This is a genomic window from Kitasatospora sp. NPDC054795 (genome assembly GCF_053611565.1).
In genome coordinates this window covers 41,783-43,458 of record NZ_JBSHAP010000076.1, presented here as the reverse complement: position 1 = coordinate 43,458, position 1,676 = coordinate 41,783, and the positions used below count along the sequence as shown (strand labels likewise).

Here is a 1,676-nt window from a genome sequence, read left to right as displayed (position 1 = left end):
GGCACCCGGGTGCGCACCCCGCCCCGACGGCCCCTCCGACCCGGGGGCGGGCCGGGAGGGTGCCGACCTCAGGAGGTCAGCGAGGTCTTGCGGGTGGAGATGATCTGGTCGATCAGGCCGTACTCGGCGGCCTCCTCGGCGGTCAGGATCTTGTCGCGCTCGATGTCGTCGCGCACCTGCTCCGCCGTCCGGTTGGAGTGCTTGGAGAGCATCTCCTCCAGCTGCTCGCGCATCCGGAAGATCTCCTTGGCCTGGATCTCCAGGTCGGACACCTGGCCGCGGCCGGTCTCGGTGTACGGCTGGTGGATCAGGATGCGGGCGTTCGGCAGCGCCATCCGCTTGCCGGGGGTGCCGGCGGCGAGCAGCACGGCCGCGGCGGAGGCCGCCTGGCCCATGCAGACCGTGGTGATGTCCGGCTTCACGTACTGCATGGTGTCGTAGATGGCCGTCAGGGCCGTGAACGAGCCGCCGGGCGAGTTGATGTACATCTGGATCTCGCGGTCCGGGTCCATCGACTCCAGGCACAGCAGCTGCGCCATGATGTCGTTCGCCGAGACGTCGTCGACCTGCGAGCCGAGGAAGATGATGCGCTCCTCGAACAGCTTGGCGTACGGGTCGTACTCGCGGATGCCCTGCGTGGTGCGCTCGACGAAGCGCGGGACGATGTAGCGGCCCTCGGCGCGCATGTCCTCGACGCGGGCCTGGGCGGCCGACAGGCTGGGGATGTTCATGGGGTCCTTGTCCTCCGGGGCGTTGGGGCTGTGGTCTCGCGGGCGGGCCGAGGCTCAGGCAGCGCCCGTGCCGCCGCCGCCGGGGACGTCCGCGGCGCTGTGCATGATCGCGTCGATGAGGCCGTACTCCAGGGCCTCCTCCGGGGTGAACCACCGGTCGCGGTCGGAGTCGGCGGTGATCTGCTCGAAGGACTGGCCGCTGTGGTGGGCGATCAGCTCGGACATCCGCTTCTTGGTGCGGAGCAGCTGCTCGGCCTGGATGCGGATGTCGGTGGCGGAACCGCCGAGGCCCGCGGAGGGCTGGTGCATCAGGATCGTCGAGTTCGGCAGCGAGAAGCGCTTGCCCGGGGCACCCGCGGTGAGCAGGAACTGGCCCATCGAGGCCGCCATGCCCATCGCGATGGTGACGACGTCGTTCTTGATGTACTGCATGGTGTCGTAGATCGCCATGCCGGCCGAGATCGAGCCGCCCGGGGAGTTGATGTAGAGGAAGATGTCCTTGTCCGGGTCCGCGGCCAGCAGCAGCAGCTGCGCGGTGATCTTGTTGGCGATGTCGTCGTCGACCGCCTGGCCGAGGAAGATGATCCGCTCGTTGAGCAGCCGGTTGTAGACCTGGTCGCCAAGGCCGCCGAGCACGTCACCAGCGGCGGCGTGCGGCGCCATCGGGCCAGGCATCTGCATCTGCGGGAACGTCACTTAGCCACCTGCTCAGTCGGTTTGGACGGTCGCTCCACGGCCGTCACGATGTCGCACAGCTTCCGGGTATCACGTCGTGATTGGTGCTGTCCAAGGACCCTAACGCGCAGGCCGGGCCGCAGAATCCCTCACGCAGAACTGTTCGCTGTGAGCGCAGGGTCGCGGTGGCCGCGGGCGGGGACGACAGCGGGCCCGGGGCCCGCGCCGGGGGGGGGGGCGCGGGGGGGGAGTGGGGGGGGGGGGGGGCGC

Annotated in this window: 2 protein-coding genes; both read right to left on the bottom strand. The window is 69.7% G+C overall.

Annotated elements, in window-relative coordinates; translation table 11 throughout:
* Nucleotides 1–68: 68 nt before the first annotated feature.
* Nucleotides 69–731, bottom strand: a complete 663-nt coding sequence (locus tag ACWGJO_RS25710) for an ATP-dependent Clp protease proteolytic subunit (protein WP_380546627.1) — start codon at nucleotides 729–731, stop codon at nucleotides 69–71.
* Between the two features lie 54 nt (nucleotides 732–785).
* Entirely contained in the window at nucleotides 786–1,406 is a 621-nt protein-coding gene (locus ACWGJO_RS25705; protein ID WP_380353544.1) for an ATP-dependent Clp protease proteolytic subunit, read from the bottom strand.
* Between the last annotated feature and the right edge of the window lie 270 nt (nucleotides 1,407–1,676).

Excerpts from the sequence above, each read along its gene's own strand:
- ACWGJO_RS25710 (WP_380546627.1), bottom strand. The coding sequence starts at position 731 with ATGAACATCCCCAGCCTGTCGGCCGCCCAGGCCCGCGTCGAGGACATG.
- ACWGJO_RS25705 (WP_380353544.1), bottom strand. The coding sequence starts at position 1,406 with ATGCCTGGCCCGATGGCGCCGCACGCCGCCGCTGGTGACGTGCTCGGC.